Annotated in this window: 16 protein-coding genes and 1 CRISPR repeat array (1 of these 17 cut by a window edge); of the genes, 9 read left to right on the forward strand and 7 right to left on the reverse strand. The window is 50.6% G+C overall.

Features of this window, described 5'->3' with window-relative positions; all coding sequences use genetic code 11:
- Window positions 1–48 precede the first annotated feature (48 nt).
- The 4 genes from JJD41_RS20230 to ebsA form a co-directional block, all read right to left on the reverse strand.
- Window positions 49–540, reverse strand: a complete 492-nt coding sequence (locus JJD41_RS20230; protein WP_200669339.1) for a YajQ family cyclic di-GMP-binding protein — start codon at window positions 538–540, stop codon at window positions 49–51.
- A gap of 228 nt (window positions 541–768) precedes the next feature.
- Window positions 769–1,269: a DNA recombination-mediator protein A gene (locus tag JJD41_RS20235; RefSeq protein ID WP_168570590.1), complete on the reverse strand. Its 501-nt coding sequence runs from the start codon at window positions 1,267–1,269 to the stop codon at window positions 769–771.
- Window positions 1,270–1,515: 246 nt separating this feature from the next.
- On the reverse strand, window positions 1,516–2,625 hold the full coding sequence (locus JJD41_RS20240; RefSeq protein WP_370583906.1) for a phosphotransacetylase family protein: 1,110 nt from the start codon (window positions 2,623–2,625) through the stop codon (window positions 1,516–1,518).
- A gap of 194 nt (window positions 2,626–2,819) precedes the next feature.
- Entirely contained in the window at window positions 2,820–3,200 is a 381-nt protein-coding gene (ebsA, locus tag JJD41_RS20245; RefSeq protein WP_200669340.1) for a type IV pilus biogenesis protein EbsA, read from the reverse strand.
- A 503-nt stretch (window positions 3,201–3,703) separates the two neighbouring features.
- Between ebsA and acs the strand changes: the two genes are divergently transcribed.
- Window positions 3,704–5,671, forward strand: a complete 1,968-nt coding sequence (acs, locus tag JJD41_RS20250; protein ID WP_200669341.1) for an acetate--CoA ligase — start codon at window positions 3,704–3,706, stop codon at window positions 5,669–5,671.
- A 209-nt stretch (window positions 5,672–5,880) separates the two neighbouring features.
- Here the strand turns inward: acs and JJD41_RS20255 are convergent, their stop codons facing one another.
- The 3 genes from JJD41_RS20255 to JJD41_RS20265 form a co-directional block, all read right to left on the reverse strand.
- Complete coding sequence (locus JJD41_RS20255; protein ID WP_200669342.1) at window positions 5,881–7,068, reverse strand: TRC40/GET3/ArsA family transport-energizing ATPase; 1,188 nt, start codon at window positions 7,066–7,068, stop codon at window positions 5,881–5,883.
- Between the two features lie 45 nt (window positions 7,069–7,113).
- Window positions 7,114–7,503, reverse strand: coding sequence for a DUF2358 domain-containing protein (locus tag JJD41_RS20260; RefSeq protein WP_200669343.1), 390 nt, complete (start codon window positions 7,501–7,503; stop codon window positions 7,114–7,116).
- Window positions 7,504–7,730: 227 nt separating this feature from the next.
- On the reverse strand, window positions 7,731–8,600 hold the full coding sequence (locus JJD41_RS20265) for a helix-turn-helix transcriptional regulator (protein WP_200669344.1): 870 nt from the start codon (window positions 8,598–8,600) through the stop codon (window positions 7,731–7,733).
- Between the two features lie 126 nt (window positions 8,601–8,726).
- Here JJD41_RS20265 and JJD41_RS20270 point away from each other — a divergent pair, with 126 nt between their 5' ends.
- The 8 genes from JJD41_RS20270 (at window position 8,727) to cas2 (ending at window position 18,538) form a co-directional block, all read left to right on the forward strand.
- Window positions 8,727–11,441 (forward strand): CRISPR-associated protein Csc3, encoded by a 2,715-nt coding sequence (locus JJD41_RS20270; RefSeq protein ID WP_200669345.1) that lies wholly within the window; start codon window positions 8,727–8,729, stop codon window positions 11,439–11,441.
- 199 nt (window positions 11,442–11,640) lie between these two features.
- On the forward strand, window positions 11,641–12,654 hold the full coding sequence (cas7d, locus tag JJD41_RS20275; protein ID WP_200669346.1) for a type I-D CRISPR-associated protein Cas7/Csc2: 1,014 nt from the start codon (window positions 11,641–11,643) through the stop codon (window positions 12,652–12,654).
- Window positions 12,655–12,689: 35 nt separating this feature from the next.
- Complete coding sequence (cas5d, locus tag JJD41_RS20280; protein ID WP_200669347.1) at window positions 12,690–13,490, forward strand: type I-D CRISPR-associated protein Cas5/Csc1; 801 nt, start codon at window positions 12,690–12,692, stop codon at window positions 13,488–13,490.
- Window positions 13,477–15,765 carry a type I-D CRISPR-associated helicase Cas3' gene (cas3, locus tag JJD41_RS20285; RefSeq protein WP_200669348.1) on the forward strand — a complete coding sequence of 763 codons (2,289 nt, stop codon included), beginning with the start codon at window positions 13,477–13,479 and terminating at the stop codon, window positions 15,763–15,765. Before cas5d ends, cas3 begins: the two co-directional genes overlap by 14 nt.
- 3 nt (window positions 15,766–15,768) lie before the next feature.
- Complete coding sequence (gene cas6 / locus JJD41_RS20290; protein ID WP_200669349.1) at window positions 15,769–16,617, forward strand: CRISPR-associated endoribonuclease Cas6; 849 nt, start codon at window positions 15,769–15,771, stop codon at window positions 16,615–16,617.
- An 11-nt stretch (window positions 16,618–16,628) separates the two neighbouring features.
- On the forward strand, window positions 16,629–17,213 hold the full coding sequence (gene cas4, locus JJD41_RS20295) for a CRISPR-associated protein Cas4 (RefSeq protein WP_370583907.1): 585 nt from the start codon (window positions 16,629–16,631) through the stop codon (window positions 17,211–17,213).
- 29 nt (window positions 17,214–17,242) lie between these two features.
- On the forward strand, window positions 17,243–18,250 hold the full coding sequence (gene cas1d / locus JJD41_RS20300) for a type I-D CRISPR-associated endonuclease Cas1d (protein WP_200669351.1): 1,008 nt from the start codon (window positions 17,243–17,245) through the stop codon (window positions 18,248–18,250).
- 15 nt (window positions 18,251–18,265) lie between these two features.
- Window positions 18,266–18,538, forward strand: a complete 273-nt coding sequence (gene cas2, locus JJD41_RS20305; RefSeq protein WP_159790247.1) for a CRISPR-associated endonuclease Cas2 — start codon at window positions 18,266–18,268, stop codon at window positions 18,536–18,538.
- Window positions 18,539–18,802: 264 nt separating this feature from the next.
- Window positions 18,803–22,391: a CRISPR direct-repeat array (repeat unit 37 nt; unit sequence CTCGAAATTCCCTAAAATCCCTTTGAGGGATTGAAAC); it runs 869 nt beyond the window's last position.

Genomic DNA, 22,391 nt, shown 5'->3' on the forward strand with positions numbered 1-22,391 from the left:
GGACTCGCACTCAATCGGGACTCCGGGCGATCGTTGCGGCGATCGTCCTCAGCGATAGTTGGTAAATTGGAGGGCGACGGGCCAATCTTGGCTTTTAATCAGGGCGATCGCCTCTTGCAAGTCATCTTTAGACTTACTCGACACGCGCACCGCATCGCCTTGAATGGACCCTTGAACTTTTTTGAGTTCGTCGCGCAATAACTTAGTAATGTCCTTGCCGATTTCTTTGCTAATCCCTTTTTTCAAGGTAATGACTTGACGGACCCGAGAACCACTCGCCGATTCAATTTTGCCGTAGTCGAAAATCTTGAGGGATAAATTGCGCTTGACGGCTTTTTGTTGCAGAACCGTATGAACTGTTTGCAACGTAAATTCACTATCGGTATTGATGGTGATATTGTCTTCACCGAGTTCGATTTCGGTGTCGGTCGTCTTCAAATCGTAACGGGTTTTAACTTCCCGTTGGGTTTGATCGATCGCGTTGACTAATTCTTGACGGTCGAAATCGCTGACGATATCAAAAGAATAGGTAGAAGCCATGAATCCTTGGTTAAGTGGTGTCCGAGCGACTACTGCCAGTGAGGCTGAGAACAAATCCGGGTCTACTACACCGAAGATCGACGGTTTCCACAGGCGTCGGGCCACTAGTCCACCCTCCCGGTAACAGCTAGATTCGAGCAGGTGAATGGCGCGACGACACTCGGCATTCGCCGAACTTGACTCGCACTCCTTCGCGAACGCACAGAGGCGATCGAGACGAGTACCGAATCAATCAAAATAAAACAACGTCACCACACGGCGTTGTTCTTCTGCATCCCGACAAGTTTCGAGCAGAGTATGACTGTCGTGGAACGCGAAGCAGATTAACTGCTGGCATCGAGATACAATTTCCCGGTTGCAAATCGCACTGGCTTCTGCCAGCGACAGGTGGTTATTGTTGTGATTTTCCACCAAATGCATCACGTTACTGAGTTGCTCGCGAGATTCGCGAGGTTGACGATCCAGGCTTTGCGGCAGAATAACGGTGAGCATGTTGGGATCCGCCCGCATGGCACCTCGAATTGCTGCCGAATTCGTACCCGTCGCACCGGAGGTGATCAGACGATTTCCCGAGAGGACGAGCGCGTAACTCATCATCTCGATCAGGATCTGATGGGTAATGGGAACGTGACGCGACCCCAAGAGAGCGATTCTCTTAGAGCCCGTTTGCTGGATCGTCGCCAGTTCTTGCGCCAACGTATCTATGGAGATGTCTACCGATTGAGTCAAAGAGGCTATAGAGCTAAACAGGACAACCCAGCTATTCTACCAAACCCGATCCCCCTTAAATCTGTATTTGAGCGATAAGGGTACAGATTTTTTGAGATTTTCGCACAGGAGCGGGGGAATTTGAGAGCGGCTGAAACATCTCATCGTTGGGGGGTGACCCTCTGGCGAGTCGGGGAAACCAGACGACGATCGCCCCCGAATTCAGGAACGGGGGCGATCGCGGGCGGTCGAGATCGAGCGAGTCACTCAGACCGCGACGGGATCCAAACCGAGGGCATCCAAGAGGCGATCGAGGGCGAAATGCTCGGCGATCGCGTGTTTGATGTATTCGACCTTAATCGGTTCGTACAGGCGGACGTGTCCGAGGGTTTGTTCGATAATTTCCACCGTCGTCAAGGTATCGAGATCCACGGACAACACGGGGATTTCGAGTTCTTCGGCGCGGCTGATAATCATCGGGGTTGGCGGTAGATGTCCGGTGAGGATCAGGCAGTTGGTGGCGGTTTCCAAGGCGGCGAGTTGGATGTCGGTCCGATCGCCCCCGGTGATCACGGCCATATTGTCGGCGGCGGAGAAATATTTCAACGCCGAATTGACGTTCATCGCGCCGATGCGGAGGGTTTCGACCATCAAATCGAGGCGATCGTGACAGCAGAGCACCTCAGCCTTGAGACGGCGCACCAATTGTTCTACCGAGACGCTATGGAGCAGATTGCTCATCGGTAACAAGCCGAACACCGGGATTCCCCGACCTTCGAGAAAGGGAGCGACCACATGAGAGGCCCGTTCCCACTCGTCTGCGGGAATGTCGGTCAAAACGATGCCCAAGAGGCGATCGCCGAGACGTTCTTTGACGCAGATCAGAGCGGCGGTATCGAGAACCGAATGAAAGCGAGTGACCAGTAAAACCGGAGATTCGAGCAAGGCGCTCATTTGCGGGACCGACAGATCGAACAACCGCCCGCGATCGAGGGTAGACGGTCCCTCGACTAACACCAGATCCCCTTGCAAACCCTGCAGCGATTGCAAAAAGCTCTCGGGGTAATCGCGTCGGTCGTCTCCTTGGAGTTGCTTGGCGATCGTGTCGGGTTCGAGAAATAAAAGCGTTTCTCCCAGGTTATTGTGTGGCAAATCTAAGGTTTTGCCTAAAAAACGAACATCTTCATCAATTCCATCTTTTTCTGTTGCATTGAGACAGGTTCCCAGAGGTTTGCTATAGCCAATGTTTAACCCTCTCGTCTGTAATTTTTCAGCCAAACCCAAAATCGTCGAGGTCTTGCCGCTATACGGTTCGCTCGACCCGACGATCAGATATTTTGGCCGACTGTATCCGGTTTGTTCACCCAATGTTGGCACGCCGTGACTCCATCAACTACGAGCTATTGCATCAATTTAGAAGTTATTCGCAAGTTACGGGGAAACGAGGTTCGCCGTTCGAGAACCGGATTTCCCCGCCTGCGGGTACTGCGATCGCCCTAGAACCGTCCGAAGCCACTCGCTTTCGACAAAAAACCGTGCGGCGATTCGGTCAACTCGGGCGAGTCTCTATTCTAAGCATCCATCTGTAACAGTTTGCGGTAGAAAGGTTTGGAAAAATCGACAATTTGATAGCGCTTGAAGCCGATAATCACGTCGATCAAGAAATCGATAAACTCGAAATTGGCCATCGTAATTTCATAGCTGAGTTCCGCATTCCCGTCGAACTGGAGGCGGCAGCGCGTCAGGTCTGCCGGGAGGGTGGAGACGTGCCAACTGGCGACGAAGGGAACGTCTTCGCCATTTTCGATTTTGCGCTCGCCTTCGAGACTTCCCTGACGATACAGGCCGATCGCCCGAGGTAAAACGGCCCGTTTGTTGCCTTGGTAATAAGGCATGTAAACGCCCACTTCGCGATTGTCGGCGGGCTGTAGTTTTTCTAAGTTGGTTGCCATTTTCGCAACTCCTTAACACAATGGCGGTCACTCGACGGGCGCGATCGCGCGGTGCGTCCCACGGGTGCGAGTGGGGGGTCGCGACTCCATCGGGGTCGAGGCGATCGCGCGAGCCTCTACTCGCTTCTAGTGTCGCACTTGCGACGGATTCCTGACTAGCCATTGCCTTATTTTTGCCCTGGGATGCCTCTTGACCCCTGGAGATCGCCGCACGCCTTCTCGGTTTGACGCTATCGATGCCAGCGATACGGGGGTTGCGAGCCAGCTACCATGCGAACCATCGCAATTAAAGCGATTCACTCCTTATTTTTTAGCGATTTGTTGACATTTTTTCGACGCTTTTAAATCCGACCTCCGGGGACTCTCATAACTCGCGCGATCGCCCCCTCGTTCTAACTCCCCAAGGGGACAAAAACACTCGGCTGTCCCTCTAGGGTTCAAACAACCCAATGAAGTACAGTAAACAAGGAATTCCGTAACCGAAGTTACCAAATCTCAAAACAATGTCACAACCGACGATCGAATCCATCCTCAAAGAAAAACGCCTGTTTCCCCCCTCGGCGGAATTTTCCCAAACCGCCCATATCAAACATTTAGACGAATACCAGAAGCTGTACGAACGCGCTGCCGCCGACCCCGAACAATTCTGGGCCGAGCTCGCCGAAAGCGAACTGCATTGGTTCAAAAAATGGGATCGCGTCCTCGACTGGCAGCCGCCGAACGCTCAGTGGTTCCTCGGCGGACAGCTCAACATTTCTTACAATTGTCTCGATCGCCACTTAACGACCTGGCGCAAAAATAAAGCGGCCTTGATTTGGGAAGGAGAACCCGGCGACTCGCGCACCCTCACCTACGCCCAACTGCACCGGGAAGTCTGCCAGATGGCGAACGTCATCAAACAACTCGGGGTGCAAAAAGGCGATCGCGTCGGCATCTACATGCCCATGATTCCCGAAGCGGCGATCGCCATGCTCGCCTGCGCCCGGATCGGCGCCCCCCATACCGTCGTTTTCGGCGGCTTCAGTGCCGAAGCCCTGCGCGATCGTCTCGTCGATGCGGAAGCTAAACTGGTGATTACCGCCGACGGGGGCTTCCGCAAAGATGCCGCCATTCCCCTCAAAATTCAAGTCGATAAAGCCCTCGAACACGGCGTCTCCAGCGTCGATAACGTCCTCGTCGTCAAACGCACGGGCGAAAAAACTCACATGGAACCCGGACGGGACCACTGGTGGCACGACCTGCAAGCGGGGGTCTCCGGTCACTGCGATGCGGAAGTGATGGACAGTGAAGACATGCTCTTCATCCTCTACACCTCCGGTACCACGGGCAAACCGAAAGGGGTCGTCCACACCACGGGCGGTTATAACCTCTACACCCACGTCACTAACAAATGGGCTTTCGACCTCCAAGATACGGATGTTTATTGGTGTACCGCCGATGTCGGCTGGATTACCGGACATAGTTACATCGTCTACGGTCCGCTCTCCAACGGCGCCACGACGGTGATGTACGAAGGCGCGCCGCGATCGTCCAATCCCGGCTGTTTCTGGGATGTGGTCGAAAAATACGGCGTCACGATCTTCTACACCGCCCCCACCGCGATCCGCGCTTTTATTAAAATGGGCGAACACCATCCCAAGGCCCGAGATCTGTCCTCCCTGCGCCTGTTGGGAACTGTCGGCGAACCGATCAACCCCGAAGCTTGGATCTGGTACCACCGCGTCATCGGTGGCGAACGCTGTCCGATTGTCGATACTTGGTGGCAGACGGAAACGGGCGGTTTCATGATTACCCCGTTACCCGGCGCGACCCCGACTAAACCCGGTTCCGCGACGATGCCCTTTCCCGGAATTCTCGCCGATGTCGTCGATTTGGACGGCAATTCTGTCGGCGAAAATCAAGGGGGTTATTTGGTGGTGAAACATCCCTGGCCCGGGATGATGCGGACGGTTTACGGCGACCCCGATCGCTTCCGCCGGACCTATTGGGAACACATTCCCCCGAAAGACGGCCAATACCTTTATTTTGCTGGGGACGGTGCCCGACGGGACGAAACCGGATATTATTGGGTAATGGGTCGTGTCGATGATGTAATTAGCGTGTCTGGTCACCGTTTGGGAACGATGGAAATCGAGTCGGCGTTGGTGTCTCACCCCTCTGTGGCGGAAGCGGCAGTCGTCGGCAAACCGGATGAGTTACGAGGGGAAGCGGTGGTCGCTTTCGTGAGTTTGGAAGATGGTTACCAAGGTAGCGAAGATTTGGAAAACCAGCTTAAAGAACATGTCGTCAGTGAAATTGGCGCCCTGGCTCGTCCGGCGGAAATTCGCTTTACCGACGATTTACCGAAGACGCGATCGGGTAAGATTATGCGCCGTTTGTTGCGATCGCTCGCCTCCGGCGAAGAAATTTCCGGCGATACTTCGACGTTGCAAGACCGTAGCGTTTTAGATAAGTTGCGCGAGGGTGCTTGAGGCAAGAGCAACTTAGAGGCTAGAAGTTGCGAGAATGTACGGCGATTCTTCCTTGGAGACGCTTTCGCGATCGCTGGGGAATAGATTGAAAAGGTGCATTGAGAACCACGATCCTCACGCACCTTTTCCTTTGGCGATCGAATTGAACCTCCCTCGGCGATTCTCCTTGGGAGACGCTTCGCGATCGCCTTGCTTTCCGACTCAAAACCTTAGACTTTGGCCGCTTCTGCAAAGCGAATTTTTAGATAATCTTCCTCCATCTTCGCCCCCGCAGGCTGCAACGCCGCCAGTGCTTGCGGCAACACTAAATTGCGGCGGTGATTGCCGATGCGAATATTCAACTCGTCCGCCGTTTTACTTAATTTGATATCGTCTTTAGGAATTCCCGGCAAGTAGAGTTCCAAACTATAATGATTGTTTTCTTGTAATACCCTGACCGTCGTTTCTTTGTAATACACTTGGGTCGGGTCTTCGTCTTGATATAACGTCTGCTTGAGGGTTTCCAAAGCCTCTAACCCGCACATTTCTTGAGAATAAAGCGGCACCTCTTTTACAGGTAAAGGACGGAAATTTTCGTGAATTTCGTGCCGATATTCTTGCTGATTCTCTTTCCAGCGTTGGAAAAAGGCATCGGTCACTTCATCGGGGATAATCCGGTTGGCGATCACTAAATCTGTCGCGACATTGTACAAACTCAAATAAGCATGAGCGCGCAACGATTCCTTAATCACCATTTTTTCGGGATTGGTGACCAAACGCACCGAAGTGACGACATTATCCGTTAAAATTTTTTCGAGCGCTTCGATTTGTTCGTAAAACTCGTAAGGTGCGTCCATCACCTCTTTATCGGGGAGAGAAAATCCGGCGATCGGTTTAAAAATCGGTTCGACTAAGGGACGCAACGCTACGGAAATTCCTTGCAACGGTTTGTAAAAGCGGCGCATGTACCAGCCACTGACCTCCGGCAAACTCAACAGCCGCAAGGCGGTTCCGGTCGGCGCCGAGTCGATAATCAAAACGTCATATTCGCCTTCGTCGTAATGGCGCTTCATGCGGACGAGTCCGAAAATTTCGTCCATTCCGGGTAAAATCGCCAGTTCTTCGGCTTGTACCCCTTCTAAACCTCGTGCTTGCAGGACTTCGGTGATGTAACGCTTGACGGAACCCCAGTTCGATTCGAGTTCGACTAAGGCATCGAGTTCGGCCCCCCACAAGTTTTCGCGAACCGGACGCGGGTCGTGTCCGAGTTCGAGATCGAAGCTGTCGGCGAGGGAGTGCGCCGGGTCGGTGCTGAGGACGAGGGTTTTATAACCGAGTTCGGCACAGCGCAACCCGGTTGCAGCCGCAACGGAGGTTTTCCCGACGCCGCCTTTACCTGTCATTAAGATCAAACGCATATGGCAAATCGTCCTCTGGCTGAGAATTGTTTACATCTCTTTACTTTAGCGGTTTTTCTTGGGGAACAGGTGTTGTTTGAGGACATCGAGGCGGGAACAGTCCCAATAATCGATATGGGAGGCGATCGCACCGTCTGGGTTCACTTGGAGTTCGCTCCATCCGGGGATGGAAATACGCGGTTTCCAGGGTAAGGGGGTAGTCCAATGCAAGGTCCATCGGGTGGTGATGGTGTTTCCCCGGCGATCGATCTGGTGCATGTCGAGCTGCACGTCTTTAAACCAAGTTCGGATAAAATTAATGGTCTGGCGGTAGCGATCGCGCCCCCGAAAACGATTCATCGGGTCTTGGAAGTAAACGTCTTCGGCGTAAATCTCGTAGGTCTGATCTTCGGGGAAGTTTTGGTAATCTTGTTTGAGAATATCGAGAATATCCATTGGAGTTCAGAAGCGATCTAGCGATGAATCATCGGTCTAAGCTGGAACAAATCGATCGACTCAAAGCTTGGTTCGATGGTTTTAGACCGTTAGACTCCACCATTGTGACAGAACTGAAGCATCGGTATGAGGTTCGCTTTACCTACAACTCGAATGCGATCGATGAGAGAGATCGAAGACCGTCTTCATTTTTGGTATCCCGGCGATGAGTAGGATGCCATCTTGGATTAGGGAACGGACGGCGGGGGATTGGAGTAGCGATCGCACATCTGGCGATAATCTTGGGCCAGCAACTCCCGTAAGCGAGGCGGTGAAACAATTTCACAGTCCTTGCCATAGCGGCGAATCTCTCGCATCAACCAGAAAGGATTGGCCACTTGACGCACCACCCGGCGAACATCACCAATCACCTCATCCTCAATGTCAACCGCATTACGGGGTTCATAGGCTTTAAGCAGTCCACCATAAAAGTGTAAGTGTACTTTGATGAGGTCTAAGCCTTCATCTCGCCAAGGAACATCGGTGGGAACGATGGACTGAATGCGATCGAGCCTTAGACATCGGTTGTGATTTAATTCCGGGAAATCACTCCCTTGCACATCCTCAGTTTCGTCACACCAAATTTGCAGATAGTAGCGTTTTTCGTGAAAGTCGAACTGGACGTAACGGGCGGTGTACGTGTTCTCCTCTCCCTGGGCATTGCGATAGAGAACCCGAAACGGTTGACGTTTTTGGCGATAGTCTTCGACAAGATTGCGCCAGGCTTGCCCCGTTTTGCCGATTTTGCGCATTAAATCCTGACGGCTGGGGGAATCGAGATTGCCGCGATCGAGCATCAGTTGTAGTAGGGTTTCGGCTTTGTGGATGAATCCCTTGTCAGTCAGGAGTTGGGTGGCATGGTCTAACACATCCACTTGCTCGGGTGTGAGTGTAAATTTTTCGCCGAGTTCGTAGTCTTCTTCGGCGATCGCCACGATGAGTCCTGAAATACTGGGGGATTTGCCCCACATAATCCCGAGGCGACGGGCGATCGCCTCTAGTTTTGCCTTGGTTCCTGGGGAAATTGACAGTGTAATTGTCTCTTTTTTCCGTGACATTCACTAATTTGTACGTGCAGTATTGACAGTTTGGGTCTTATATGCCATTATAAATCAAGTGCAGTTACAGACCAAGGATTTTTAAAAAATTGTACTGAAACTTGCAGTCTAGGGAGACCTAAACCGATGGCACGTTTATGTGACGACATTGAGGGGCGATCGCCCAACTTGGAGGAGCGATATTTCAGGGAAATCCGCCCCCGACTCTATGAAAACCACGGCAAACACGCCCAATATGGCAGTCGCGCCCGGCGCAGTCTGGCCGAACATCTCGATTCCGCCTGTCAGTTGGTTCTCAGCGTCAGCAAACTAGCAGGGTGGACTGAAGAGACGCGATCGCTCATTCTGGCAGCCACCGCCGTTCACGACCTCAACAAACTCGATAACCAGGGGCGTAACGTCAAAACCTTAGCCCGCGATCGCCCCTTTCTCAGAGAACAACTCGATCGCGCCTGTGTCGCTGAGTTCATCCGCAGCGATGACGACTTAGAACTCGTCCGTCGCCTGATTGAACGGCATTCGGGCCATAGCGTCAGCGATGGGATGCGGTTTTTACCCGAAGACCCCGACATTAACCGCCAGGCCGCCCTGTTGGTGGCGGGAGACTTGTTTGACTTGGGCATTGAAGAAGAGAAACGGATTCGCAAAGTCGAAACCGAATTAACCGTCGCCCTGCAACGGCCCTATCGTTTGTTCCAAATCAGACTCACCGAAGATCGCGGCTACTTCACCGCCCTGTTGTTGGGGGCTTGCGAACAAGTCTTGTGCGATCGCCACCTCATCCCCCTGGCCATTAACCCCGATGGTCAACTGTTTTTAGGGGAAACCTTCCCCGAGGAGGATCTCGCCCCGGCCATTGCCCGCCAATGGCAACGTCAAATCGATGCTGTCTTTGGCGCCAACGTCGAACAACTGGTTAAACCGAGCAAAGACGGTATCAAAATCGACGACCAGGCCGTTCAACAAAACCCAGAAGCGGCCCTGGAACACATCGATGCCCTCTTGGTGAAAAAAGCCAAAGGCTACAAAGCCGAGAAAGTCGCCCAAGATATCAATAAATATAGCAGCGATGCCGAAGCCGTCAGCGCCGCCGCCAACCTGGGATTACAGCCTGTCTCCAACGCCGAAGAGTTTGCCCAGTCCGAAGCTTTGAAGTGCGCCTATCTCAGTTATCGCCAGGCTCGTGTCCCTCCCAAAGACGCCTGGGATTGCATCGCCGCCAACGTGGGACTTTCCCCCGAACAGCGTCAGGCCCTAGAACCGTTCAACGCCCAATATGGACGTTGTTTATTTGCCGCCAAGGCCGTTACTGGGGGTTTAGATACCATTTACAGTGCCATTGAAGATTCTTTTCAACGGCGTCGCAGTCAGGGAGAGGAAACCGTCTCCGAGGATCTTATCCAAGCCGTGAGACAACTACTCAATTTGCCCCAGGTTCAGCCGTTCAGGGGATTCGACCAACTTAACGCCTATATCCAAGCCAACCCCCGCCAACGCTGTTCCCTGGGCAGCATGACTGGCGACATTGGTGAACTCAAATCTCCGCAAATGCCTCCAGGCACAAAGGTTCAATCCTTTTCCAATCGCTTGCCCGGCGGTATGAGTGGCGACCCCAAACGGCGGGCCGATGCCCTCTCGGCCTTGAGTTACCAACTGATGGCGGTAGGGTCAAATTTTCCCAAAACGGTGAAACAAGATCCCCTCTATCTGCATATTGCCCTCCCTCCAGGATCGAGTCTGGCACTGCGGCAAATTTGGCGGAAGTTTCTGAAACGGAGAGCCGAAATCAATGAAGATGGAACCGTTAGCGTCGATGAACTGCAACTGTATCGCGATAATGCAGTAGTTTTTCAAGCCCATAACGTTGTTGGTCTTGCGGTTCCCAAACGTCCCCAATTTATCCATGGAACGGTGACGATTCCCATTCTTTGGGGAGAAGTGAATTCTTCTCTGGCTTTATTGAAGTCCCTCCGCTTAGGGTTGGAACTGAGTTTGGCGTTTGATATGGGGTTTCCCATTGTAGTTAGTTCTAACTTGGAACTTAAACCCAGTTGGAACTATTTTGCCAGCGTGGATGGGATTCCCTCTTCTCTACGTCCGTTGTTAGGAGATGGGCAGTATTATCGCCAGGGACAGTTGTTAAAGTCTGAAGACCATCAACACCTAACGGCTGAAACGGTTTTGCTGCGCTTGCGCTGTTTAGGAGAGTTGGCGATCGCCGTGGCCAGTTTACGCAAAAAAGATGACTGTCTCTATCAGCTTGCCCGAGCTACTGCCCGACCCCTAACGCTCTATCATGTCCTCCTTCGCTGGATTTTACGAGAACAGGATGACCCCCATTTAGAGCATCTATGGCAGAAAATTTCGACCCCCCTCAATCAATTATTGGAGAGCCTTATGTCCGAAGAACATCAACAGGTTTCTGACTACCTAAAACGAGCTGCTTATCTGGCGGAGTCAGCCACCCTACGGGGCAGTTCCTTTCGCCGCACTGCCCAAACCGAACCCTTTAGCGATTTCCTCAAAGCAGTGCGGTCTAAAAAATCACACATGGACTGGGAAACCATGTTTGCTGCCTTAGTTCAGCAATACTTTAATCGTCTCGATCGGATTCGTGAGTATCAAGTGGGTGCAACGAAGTATGAGCAAGTTAAGGCTTTTTACGATGTCCTTAAGCAGATGTTTGAAGATGTCTATGATTGCCGTCCTGAACGATTATTAACTGATGGCAAAACCTTGGAAGCCGCCTATCTTTTCTTCTTGCAAGAGGCGCGTCAGCAGATTAAGGCAGAACGAGACAAAAACTCCCCAAAAGAGTCCTCTGAATCTGTTTCAACCTAAGAAAATGATACCCTCATTTCCCTCATTTCCCTCATTACTCCCTCATCTCCCTCGTTACTTGGCTCTGCCAAGTAATGCTCTACCGGAGGCTCTGCCTCCTTCCCCCTGCTCCCGTGAACTGGCGGCAGAGCCGCCCTAAACTGTGCCACGGCAGAGCCATGGCATAAGAACAATTAACTTCAAAATTGGAGATTTCATCATGTCTATCGAACGTTTAACCCCATTTCTAGCTCAAGAGTACGAAAACTTCCCCAAAGGACGCACTATCGGTGTTGTGGTCTTACGAACCACCAAATCTGAGACCATTTTTCGCACCGAAGGCACTGGAGAACCCATGTGTAGTGAGTATGTTCAAGCAGGTTTAGAAGACACCACTTCCATTCCGCGCTTGTTGATGACAAAGCGTAAACAAGTCGCCCCAGAACGGCGGCGGGGACGGGAGTTTTTGCGTAACCATGACTTGTTGAAGACGGCACCCAAAGGAAACACAATTTGTTCTTTGAATACCAACGCCCCTTGTGAATTGTGTATCGATTGTTTTCTCTATGGCTTTGCCGCTGGGGGAGAAGGAGCGCAAAAAAGTCGCGTTTGGACGGAAGATGCCTTTACGGTTTTACCGGCGACGGACTTAGTGAGCGATCGCACCATCAACGCTATTTTTGAAAATGGCACCATGCGCGACGAACAAAACAAAGCCTCTACCGCCCTCAACACCAGTGAATATATCAAGCCGGGAACCCATTTTCTTGACATTTTGACCCTAAAAGATGTCACCGCCGATGAGTTGCGCTACGCCCTAGGCAACCTCCTTCTCACCACTCGCTACGGGGCAGTTTCTAGCCGTGTAGGACGGATGGATAACCAGATGTTGGGAGTCTTTGGCGGTATGGTGGAACTCCCGAGTTCCCTGGAACTTGTGCAAGGGGTCTATGACCATCTCGTCGCAAAAAACGCCACCCTAGAACATCCCTTGGATAGCAAGATTTTAACTCAGGCGACCGAGGCAATTCTCGACACCTGGACTCAGAAACGCGGTATTTCCATGAAACTCTCCTCCGACGAACTCAATAACTTGATTGAGGATATCGATCGCCATTGGTCTTTAGAGGAACAAGCCAACTTTCTCCAACGCCTCGATGAGTCCTACGAACCCTATCGTCAGATTAAAGCCAAAGCCAAGGCCAGCAACAAAGGACGCAACGCTAAATCCTAAACGGAGATGAAACGAGACTCAAGGAAACTGCCATCATGACCCAAGTTGACAACAGTTTAGCCAATCCTCCACCCCAGGTTTCCCCGTTTTCCCAGGCCCGTTTAGTGGAACTCTGGTGTGCCGAACCCATCTTTTTCGCCTCCCGGGAACTCTCGGATACTTACTACACCGAAGGAGTTATTGGCAATTATGCCCTGGCCTACGCCCTCGGTTGGGCGCGATCGCCCTATCGCCTCCAGGGTAAAGACACGGGACGACCCCGCTATATCGAGGATTTAACCCCTCTCAACGGACAGCGGTATATCCTACCCGCCTGGCCTCTGGATCATCGTCCCAGCTTCCGTTTTGAACGGTTTAACGCCCTCTCCGACTCCTACTGGTATGCCATGACCAACAACCGAGTCGCCACGGCCCGAGAAGATCTGCCCCTGAAACGGACGGGGAAGAAACCCAACACCTATCGTCCCAGTAATTTTCCCCAAACCGGGCGTTTGCGGATGTTGGAACGGGGAAATCGCTTGCAAACCCTGGTTTTTGGCGAGGTGGAGTTACCTGAGTATATCCGGGTGGGTAAGTTTATGAGTAAAGTTCGCCTGAATATCAGTCAACCCTTACCCGTCCAAGTTCTACCAACGGACACCTACTGCTGTAACACCTATCTCAATTCAGCGGACTTACCCAGATATCTCGATCTCTTACGGTTTGATGTGATGTCGATTCCGCCGGCCCCCCTTCTCAAACATCTGCAATTTCGCGGGCCGGCTTGGCAGGTGGGGGACTGGATTTGTCCGGCTAATGTAGCTTTTTGCGGAGGAAATTCCCATGAAACCCCTTAATGTCACCCTCGAACCGGCCCAAATTGCCGTAGGAACTGATGCTGCATTTCCTGAAGCCTTGAAACGGGTGTTTGGGGGCAAGGTCTTACAGCATCAACAGGATTTATATGAGGCGGCTAAAAGCCATGATCTTTTGTTGGATTTAGCCCCCACGGGAACGGGAAAAACCAACGCTTCGTTCAGTGTTATTTTAGAAAATCCTCAAGGCAATGTGGTCTATATTGCCCCCACCAATGCCCTGATTGACCAACAAACGGCCGCTGCGGAAGCATTTGTGGCGGCGGCTGGACTTCCCCATGTGGTAAAGTCTGCCTCAGCCCAACAGATTCGTCGTTGGCGGGATGATCGTGTGGGAAAACGATCGGGGGAAAAACTCTACAATGTGTTGCGGGAACCGTCGATTTTGTTTCCTGAATGTGGTGGGGGTCGGCCGCTGTTGTTGGTGACGAATCCTGATATTTTTTATTACGCGGCATTTTTTCAGTACAATCCTCTCGATCGCAGCAATCTTGCTAGTGTGTTTTATAGCAGTTTTGCCACGGTAATTTTTGATGAGTTTCATCTGTATGATGCCAAACAGTTGGTGAGTTTGCTGTTTTATTTGGTGGTATCCCAGGTATTTGGCTATTTCCAACATAACCGCAAAGTGGTTTTGCTGACGGCGACCCCGGAACCCGCTTGTGATGAAGCGTTGAAGGTTTTGCAGCAGTCAGGGGTTCGGGTGTATCGGGTTGATGGCCAGAAAAATGGGGGGTCGTTAATCCCCTCTCAAACCGCTGTGGCGTTGCAGATTCGTCCCTATTTAGAGAAGGAGGAAATGATTGAGACGCTGGTTCAATACCTATGCGATCGCCGTCAACATCTTCCTCAGCAACAGGGGGCGGTCATTCTGGATTCTAAGGATACTCTCAACCGCATTCATGATGGATTAAAGGCGCGAGGCTATCAGGAGGATTGTGGAAAAATCACGGGAGATACTCCTAAGGAGATGCGTCATGAACAGGCACAAAAACCGCTAATTTTAGCCACCAGTACCGTGGATGTTGGCTTTAACTTTGAACGGGAGATTGAGGGCGATCGCCAAAACCTCGATTGGCTCATTTTTTCGGCGCGCGATCGCTTTTCCTTTTGGCAACGCTTAGGACGAGTCGGACGAGTTTTAGGCAAGCCTCAAACGGAGATTCCCTCAGAGGCGATCGCCTACTTACCAGAAGAGGCTTGGTCCCAAGGTTTAAATGAGATAGATTCTCTCGCTGGACGGCAACCGCTAACAGAAACTCTGGAAGAACTCGACTGTTTACAGCGACCCTTTCTCGATATTTATTGGCGTTCCGAGGCATTTTTAGAAATTGCCCGTCCCCTTCTGGAACTCGAAACCAGTTTAGAGAAGACACCGGGGGCTGACTTAATTGTTGTCTTGTACGAAACCCTTCAGGTTGTCTTCGGGGGGAGTCGAGATTGGCAGTATTATCGTCGGCGGATGAAAATCTTGCAAGGGGCAGAAAATATCGCCCGAACTGAGACGGGTAAAATTGCCAAAGATTGGAAATACATCAAAGGTGGTCGCAATTTTGTCAAGAGCTTTTTGCAGGCATATTATCCCGAAGATTGGGAGGACGTTAAACGAGGCGATCGATCTTTAGAGGTTGTTGAAAAGCAAATCCTGGCAACTCCACGAGTTATCCAAAAACTTAAAGACTATGCCATTGTTCTAAAAACTAGCTATGCTCCCCTGTTTCGATTTCGGGATAGCCTGTTGGAAAATGTGACGGTTGAAGATCCCCAAGGATTTCTGTTAGATAGTTGTGGAGAAACCCAGTTAGATCCCCTACATTTGCTTCGATTTTATGAATTTGCCAGTGAGGCCGATCGCTGTGTATTAACAAAACGATCCAAAGAAACTTATCAGCTCAGTTTCAACCTCCAAGTTGAGAATTTAGAGGAGTTCAAAAGTACTCAACTCGCCAAATTATCAGCATTTCCTAACTGTGAAATTGCTCGCACTCTTGGCGAACAGACCCGTCCAACGGCGGTTCTTTCTCAACTCACACCGCCTTTAATGCCTGGGGTAATTGTCCAGGAAAATCGTCGTAATCGTTGGGCAATTTGTAAGCTGCAAAAACAGGGATTGGGGTCGTATCCCATCACCGTTGAAGATGACTTTGGCGAGACGGCAACCTATACCTTCTTCCCCAGTTTAGATGGTATTTTGGCGATCGCCGCCGCCGGGTTTGCCTTAAAATGTCCAGACAATGAAGAATTTTGGTGTATTTAACCCATGCCCTATAGTCTTGTATTTAATTTCATTCCGGAAACCTTAATACCCCCTGAATATGCCACTGGAAGACATCTCAACGCCCTATTTATTACTGCCATGAACTCCGTCGATCCAGACTTGGCCACAACTCTCCACGAACAAAAAACAACCAAAGCTTTTACCATTTCTCCCCTGCAAAAATTGCCTCGCACTCGTCGTGACTTTCCCCCTCGGGTTCCAGAAATTCTACAAGCACAACATCAGCTTCCCATTCCAGCAAAAACTCCTTGCTGGTGGCGTGTTTCTCTACTCGACGAGCAACTTTTTGGACGACTGAGTCAATTATGGCTCAATCTCAACCCTCGTCAACCTTGGCATTTGGGGGCGGCCAATCTACATATTACCAGTATCTTAGGAACCCCTCAATCGACTCAGCCTTGGGCTAATGCTTGTTCCTATGAAGAACTCTACGAAACTGCGTCTGACTCCAATCGCCGCTTGCAGTTTCAGTTGGCGACTCCGGTGGCCTTCCGGCAGCAAAAATATGATAGTGCTTTACCCACGCCGGACTCCGTGTTTCGCAGTTTACATAATTCCTGGAAAAAGTATAGCGACATCGAGTTGAACTTTGCCACGGAAAATGTCTTTCCTTCTTACTTCAATATTCGGACTGAGATGTTGGACTTTGATTTTCGTAAAAAGGGGAAATCGAGTAAGTTTATTGGGGCAGTGGGGCGCATTGATTTTCGCATTTTAGGAGATGTGAACTCTGCCACTATTAAAGCTTTAAACACCCTAAGTCACTATGCCCTTTACTGTGGAATTGGTCGCAAAACTACCATGGGAATGGGCATGGCACTCGCTATTTAACTTCGGAGGTCATGATGTTAGAAATTCCCATTGCAGCGTTGAATCACTATGCCTACTGTCCCCATCGCTGCTGGCGAATGTTTTGTGCTGGGGAGTTTGTGGACAATGTTTATACGGTGGAGGGAACCACGGGACATCAACGCATCCATACTGTGGGTGAGGGATTTCGTGAGGAGGCTTGGCAAGTTCGTGGTATTTGGCTGAGTTCCCAACGCTATGGCTTGGTGGGAAAGGCGGATTTAGTGGAGTCAGAGAGTGGGGAGTTTTATCCCGTGGAGTATAAGCGGGGGAAACAGAATCCTTGGGAAAACGATGATTTACAAGTCTGTGCGCAAGGGTTGTGTTTGGAGGAGATGACGGGAACGCCAGTGGCGAAGGGCTATGTGTATTCCTTGCAGTCTCGACGGCGGCGGGAGGTGGAGTTGTCGCCTCAGTTGCGTCAGACGGCGATCGCCACTCTGGAGGCAGTGCGAGAACTTCTCACTACGGGGAACTGTCCTCCAGCCGTCTATGAAAAACCCTGTCGCGGCTGTAGTTTGTTCGATCGCTGTCTTCCCCAGGCGGCGACAAAAATGGCGCGATATCGCGAAGCCTAATAGATTTGTATACATAAGGAGAAGGAGTCATGGGTACGATGTATGTAGTCCACGAAGATGTGTTTTTGGGTAAGTTGGATGAACGCTTGCAGATTAAGCATCAGGGGAAACGACTTGCGGATGTTCCTCTGTTGAAGTTGGATGGGGTGGTTCTTTTGGGACGTGCCACAGTGTCCCCCTATGTGGTGGATGAGCTACTCGAACGCAATATCCCGTTGAGTTTTTTGACTCGCTATGGGAAGTACCGGGGACGGTTAGAACCGGAGGTGACGCGCAATATCTTTGTGCGTCGGGGACAGTGGAATGCGGCGGGGGAAACCCCAACCTCGGTGGTGGCGGTTCGGGGGTTTGTGCGTGGGAAGTTGAAGAACTATCGTAGTCTGTTGCAACGGAAGCAGCGCGATTGTAATGGTTTGGATGTGACCGGGGCCATTGACCAGTTGCACGGGGCGATCGCCGCCTTACCCAAAACCCCCACCATTGACCAGTTACGAGGCTATGAGGGGGCTGGAAGTGCCGCTTATTTCGGCGTGTTTAATGAGTTATTGCAAGGAACACCGTTTGAGTTCACTCATCGCAACCGCCGTCCTCCCAAAGACCCAGTCAACTCCTTACTTAGTTTAGGCTATGCCCTGTTGCGCCATGACGTTCAGAGTGCCTTGAACATTGTTGGCTTTGACCCCTATTTGGGCTATCTGCACACAGAACGCTATGGTCGTCCTTCGTTGGCGTTGGATGTGATGGAGGAGTTTCGTCCCCTGGTGGTCGATGCGATGGTGTTGAGTCTGCTGAAGAAGCCCAATGGCTTAAGTTTAGAGGATTTTGAGCAAGAACCGCTCAATGGGGCAGTTTCGTTGACGGGAGATGGGTTGAAGCGATTTTTGCGGGCCTATGAGGAGAAAAAGCAGAGTACGTTTAAGCATCCGGTGATGGGGCGCAAATGTACCTATCAGGAGGCGTTTGAGATTCAGGGACGACTGTTGGCCAAGTTCTTGATGGGAGAGATTGAGTCTTATCCACCGTTGGTGTTGCGTTAGGGGGAAACTGGGGCTATGCACGTGGTGGTTTGCTACGATATTTCTGAGAACAAGCGCCGGACGAAGATTCATAAGATTCTCAAGTCTTATGGGGAGTGGATGCAGTTCAGTGTCTTTGAGTGTGATTTAACGGAGATGCAGTATGCCCGGTTACGGGGACGACTGGAGAGGTTGATTCAGCCGGAGACGGACAATATCCTCTTCTATTTTCTCCGGGGGAAGCATCAGGGGACAGTCGAACGGATTGGCTGTCCGCCACCGATGGATACGACGGTCTTCTTTTGTTAAGGAATGTTGCGATTTGCGCGAGAGGGTAGTTGTATGAACGAGGCACGACTGAAAATGGGCGGGATGGCTGATGGAGTCGCGGTTTCGGGTATTTTACGGCTTGGGGGGTCTCGCGCAAACTCTGTAATACTTATGGAGTCTGGGTTTCGGGGTTTTCGGTTTGGGGTGGGGGTTGTGCGTTTTGGGCGATCGGTGTTATTCTTGGGAGGTCTCGCGCAAATGCACCTTGAAAACTGCATACTGTCAAGGTTCTAGAAGGGGGGCCTCGAAATTCCCTAAAATCCCTTTGAGGGATTGAAACCTTTGAGGGCCGGCGTGGCGTCACGCTTCTCTCCAGCTCTCGAAATTCCCTAAAATCCCTTTGAGGGATTGAAACCCGAGGCTTCCGCCATAAGCGCGGAAGCTCTCGGAACTCGAAATTCCCTAAAATCCCTTTGAGGGATTGAAACCCGAAAATTTCCTGTCACCTGACTAGCGGGAACGGCTCGAAATTCCCTAAAATCCCTTTGAGGGATTGAAACGTGGATCTTGCTGAAGATCAGGGCTAGCGATCCCTCGAAATTCCCTAAAATCCCTTTGAGGGATTGAAACCAGATCTGGAGCCAAGGAAGCTAGGAACTCTTTTCTCGAAATTCCCTAAAATCCCTTTGAGGGATTGAAACGCTGCCATCTATCCCAGCCTCCACAATTTTTTTTACTTTGGCTCGAAATTCCCTAAAATCCCTTTGAGGGATTGAAACTGGGGCTTTTTTGTGGAAAGTTTTCACAATCTAAACTCGAAATTCCCTAAAATCCCTTTGAGGGATTGAAACCCCGAACTTATTTTTGGCGCTACCGCTCCAAAACCTCTCGAAATTCCCTAAAATCCCTTTGAGGGATTGAAACTCGGTGATCGAGCAGCCTTCCGCAAACTCCCTGCAAGCTCGAAATTCCCTAAAATCCCTTTGAGGGATTGAAACGGGACTCTTAAGGAGTTCCCCGCATCCATCACCCCTCGAAATTCCCTAAAATCCCTTTGAGGGATTGAAACGTTTGTCCAGGGCGCCGAAATTCTGGTTTATCAAAATTCTCGAAATTCCCTAAAATCCCTTTGAGGGATTGAAACCACACGACCTTTTGCGGGCAGGCCGCAGAAAATTCCCCTCGAAATTCCCTAAAATCCCTTTGAGGGATTGAAACGTAGCCCAACGGTGTAGCTTGCCGCGCATAATGTCTCGAAATTCCCTAAAATCCCTTTGAGGGATTGAAACTGGCGGCAGGGAGAGCCATTTTCGCCCATCCAAATTCTCGAAATTCCCTAAAATCCCTTTGAGGGATTGAAACGAATCCTAGCGCCATTCCCACGAGGAACCGATCGCCTCGAAATTCCCTAAAATCCCTTTGAGGGATTGAAACACCTAAAAAGTACGGAAAGCGTACTCGCTTTGTACCTCGAAATTCCCTAAAATCCCTTTGAGGGATTGAAACAATCCTTCAGCAATTCTCAAGTGGCGGGCAGGTTGACTCGAAATTCCCTAAAATCCCTTTGAGGGATTGAAACCCCCCTCCAACCTTCCCGAGGGATCTGCAGGTATCGATGCTCGAAATTCCCTAAAATCCCTTTGAGGGATTGAAACTGCTTGCTGAGATCCGAGCCAGAGATCTAATTGCCAGATCTCGAAATTCCCTAAAATCCCTTTGAGGGATTGAAACTCTACGTAATAGTACGGGTCATACTCCCCTACTGCTCGAAATTCCCTAAAATCCCTTTGAGGGATTGAAACCGGGCTTCCCCAAATTAGCCCGCGCCGATTTCGATCGGCCTCTTGCCTCGAAATTCCCTAAAATCCCTTTGAGGGATTGAAACTTCAAGCTGATGCTGGAATAGAACGGGGAGACCTTCCTCGAAACTCGAAATTCCCTAAAATCCCTTTGAGGGATTGAAACTATCGGCTATCGGCCAACCCTTCGGCGATCGCCTCCTCGAAATTCCCTAAAATCCCTTTGAGGGATTGAAACAAGCGGGCAGAAACCCCTTCGGGGGTGCTATATGTAACCTCGAAATTCCCTAAAATCCCTTTGAGGGATTGAAACGAGTACGTACCACCCATAGGAAGCGACAATCGCTTCTACTCGAAATTCCCTAAAATCCCTTTGAGGGATTGAAACATTGATGATTTGTATTTGTATGGCGGCGTACCCTTCTTCCCCCCTCGAAATTCCCTAAAATCCCTTTGAGGGATTGAAACCGGACTCGAACTTTTCGTACTCGATCGCCCACTCCTCCTCGAAATTCCCTAAAATCCCTTTGAGGGATTGAAACCTCCTGTTTGGTGCAAACATATCCCGAGACAGAATCACTCGAAATTCCCTAAAATCCCTTTGAGGGATTGAAACCTTGAAGAATTCCGTAGTAATCCATTAGTGTTGTCTCGAAATTCCCTAAAATCCCTTTGAGGGATTGAAACGGGCTGTAGCGGACGGATCGCCGACATTGGCCTCGGTAGCTCGAAATTCCCTAAAATCCCTTTGAGGGATTGAAACCACTCGACCGACTGGAAGATTCGACGAGAAGCGCTCAACTCGAAATTCCCTAAAATCCCTTTGAGGGATTGAAACAGCGCCCTCAAGATCGGCGCCCTCTAGGGAGCAGCCCTCGAAATTCCCTAAAATCCCTTTGAGGGATTGAAACTCGATCTTGATTCATTACTTGCTGCCGTCGAATCTGCTCGAAATTCCCTAAAATCCCTTTGAGGGATTGAAACTAAGGAGGAATCTTCTTTTCTAAAAAGAGGAACTTATCTGGACTCGAAATTCCCTAAAATCCCTTTGAGGGATTGAAACACCTCACAAGGGATTTTCACCACAGACTCTTTTACTCGAAATTCCCTAAAATCCCTTTGAGGGATTGAAACAAACCGACGGCGCTCGATTGGTTGATGGGCGAAACTCGAAATTCCCTAAAATCCCTTTGAGGGATTGAAACGGCGCCGCTAATATCAGCGCCTGTGAGGTCGGCCTCGCTCGAAATTCCCTAAAATCCCTTTGAGGGATTGAAACCGTCATCCCCCGCCCGAAACACTGCCAGCCACCCTCTCGAAATTCCCTAAAATCCCTTTGAGGGATTGAAACGCTTACCTCCTGGGGATTTTTGTTGGTCGCTGCGACCACTCGAAATTCCCTAAAATCCCTTTGAGGGATTGAAACCGGCAGGTTTAGGATTTTGTTGTAGCATTCGAGGCCCTCGAAATTCCCTAAAATCCCTTTGAGGGATTGAAACGAGCAGAATAAGCGCCTCCTGCCCGGCGAACTGTTCCTCGAAATTCCCTAAAATCCCTTTGAGGGATTGAAACAGGTTAGTATCCGACCCGCACTCTTGGGGTAGGAACCACCTCGAAATTCCCTAAAATCCCTTTGAGGGATTGAAACCCGGGACTTCGGCAACTATGCCGGGACCAGGGGCTTCTCGAAATTCCCTAAAATCCCTTTGAGGGATTGAAACCCATACGGGACAAAGATAACCTTGCTGTGAGGAAACTCGAAATTCCCTAAAATCCCTTTGAGGGATTGAAACACGCCGGGTATTCGACGCACTCGACCCGAAGGACTTTCATCTCGAAATTCCCTAAAATCCCTTTGAGGGATTGAAACAACATTTTACGAAGCCCTCACATACGACTCGGTACTCGAAATTCCCTAAAATCCCTTTGAGGGATTGAAACCTTCAAGGACAGCAAAACGCTCGGGGGAGCGTCGAACTCGAAATTCCCTAAAATCCCTTTGAGGGATTGAAACCTGGTACGGCGGGGGTCGCGCCAGCGACTTACACTCGAAATTCCCTAAAATCCCTTTGAGGGATTGAAACAGGGAACGA

It is taken from the genome of Oxynema mangrovii CENA135 (assembly GCF_016632315.1).
In the GTDB taxonomy this organism is placed as follows: domain Bacteria; phylum Cyanobacteriota; class Cyanobacteriia; order Cyanobacteriales; family Laspinemataceae; genus Oxynema; species Oxynema aestuarii.